Here is a 2029-nt window from a genome sequence, read left to right as displayed (position 1 = left end):
GCGCCGATGGTAGTTGGGACCTTGTCCCTGTGAGAGTAGGACGTCGCCAAGCAACCTTAGACGAGTCAGAATGACTCGTCTTTTTTGTGTTTTTAGCTTATTGAAGATCTTTAATAAAATTTTTCGAAATGTAATGTGCATATTGCACAGTATGTGAACCTTATTGAGCCTCTAAAAGAAATTTCCAATGCTAAGTAGCTTTGTTGAATTCGTTCTTCTCATATAATAAGATGTCTTCTTTAAGATTTTTATAGATATCTAATAGATCGTCTGGTAGAGTACAATAAATAGACTCTTCTAGGGTATAAGGTTCAAATGTTTTCCGTTATAATTCAAATTCATTAAAAATAATCTGTAGTATTTGGATTTCAAAGTTTCCTAATGTTGTATCTATAATAGATTCAATATTAGGAAACTATAAAGAATAGGCATATGGATTCATTAGAAAAGAAAGAAGTCGAACTAGTTATGTTCTTTCGTTATAGTTATATAATAGGGCGATTAAAACATAATATTGTTTTCCTTAACAAAATATTCATAGTGACTATTTTGTTAAGGAAAGTTTGTTACTTGCGCATTACTATGAATAGTTTTTTCTTTGTTATTCGCTTCTTTTTCTCGATTGTAAATTTTAAGGAGACTTACTATTCTAGATTAGTAAAAATCTTGATGAAGTATGAGGGCATTATATTCGAATTTGATATAATGTAATATAAGGTATTTTTAAAATATACATCGTAGAGAAAGGATTCAAAGAATGAAGAAAATAAGTATTGTTACAATAGTAGTTTTACTCCTCCTAGTTATTGCGTATATGCTAGTTGGGAACTACTTTTATAACTATGCGCTAAATGCGAAACAAGAAAAAGAATTTTTAGAGGGAAACCCTCATTTAAAGAAAACCGTAACTGTATCGGGTAACGTAGTAGCCACTGATGAAATGAAAAATACAGAATTCTTATCAAAACATCAACCAAGTACGACGCCTATACGTTCTTTTGATAATTTGAAACTAACTGGCTATGAATATCGTAATCGGGAATCTAGTCATAAATGGTCAATCGTGGTTCACGGATATAATGGAAGGGCCTCGGAAATGACAAAATACATTCGCCATTTTTATGAAAAGGGTTATAGTGTAGTAGCACCTGATCTTCGTGGTCATGGCAATAGTCAAGGTGATTATATTGGTATGGGATGGCATGATCGTAAGGATGTTACGCAGTGGATTCAGTATGTATTAAAGAAAGATCCGCAGGCGGAAATAGCTCTGTTCGGTATTTCTATGGGAGGCGCAACTGTTATGATGACTTCCGGAGAAGAGTTACCTGCCAATGTTAAGGTTATTATTGAAGATTGTGGTTATTCGTCTGTTATAGATGAATTCACGTATCAATTAAAAGATCTATTTCATTTACCAAAATTCCCTGTTATGAATGCGGCGAATACAATTACAAAACTCCGTGCTGGTTATGACTTGAATGAGGGATCGGCCGTCAAGCAAGTTGCAAAAAGTAAAACTCCGATGTTGTTTATCCATGGAGCTGCAGATACATTTGTTCCTTTTGAAATGTTGGATGAAGTGTATAATGCTACAAAGGTGGAAAAAGAGAAATTGATTGTGCCAGGTGCAGGTCATGGAGAAGCTGAAAAAATAGATTCGGAGAAATATTGGAATACTGTATGGGGATTTATTGGAAAGTATATTCCAGGATAAGTATATATTGATTGTAGCTTGAATAGGGAGCCTTCCTATCTAAATGTTATGCGTGGATAAGTGATGGTTAAATTTAAGTGAGGATAAAGAAATCTAACGGATTAAAGCCTTATCTTCTATATTTAATGGGGAATTTGAATTGTATTTTAAAAAGGTATTGCTTTTATAATGATAAGTGTGTAATATGTTAGAAGTCGCCGATGCAACAACGCAGAATGCGACAAACGAAATAAAAAACTTAGTTGACATTGAAACATGAAAGTGTTAATATAAGGAAGTCGCAAATGAGCGGCAAACAAGTTCTTTGAAAAC

Annotated in this window: 1 protein-coding gene; it reads left to right on the top strand. The window is 33.5% G+C overall.

All coding sequences use genetic code 11. From position 1 onward, the window contains the following. Positions 1 to 757: 757 nt before the first annotated feature. On the top strand, positions 758 to 1717 hold the full coding sequence (locus C564_RS0131340; RefSeq protein ID WP_018768227.1) for an alpha/beta hydrolase: 960 nt from the start codon (positions 758 to 760) through the stop codon (positions 1715 to 1717). Positions 1718 to 2029: the final 312 nt, after the last annotated feature.

This window comes from Bacillus sp. 105MF (genome assembly GCF_000374885.1).
In the GTDB taxonomy this organism is placed as follows: domain Bacteria; phylum Bacillota; class Bacilli; order Bacillales; family Bacillaceae_G; genus Bacillus_A; species Bacillus_A pseudomycoides.
Note: the sequence above shows the minus strand (reverse complement) of the source record. Positions and strands in the feature narration are given on the sequence as shown.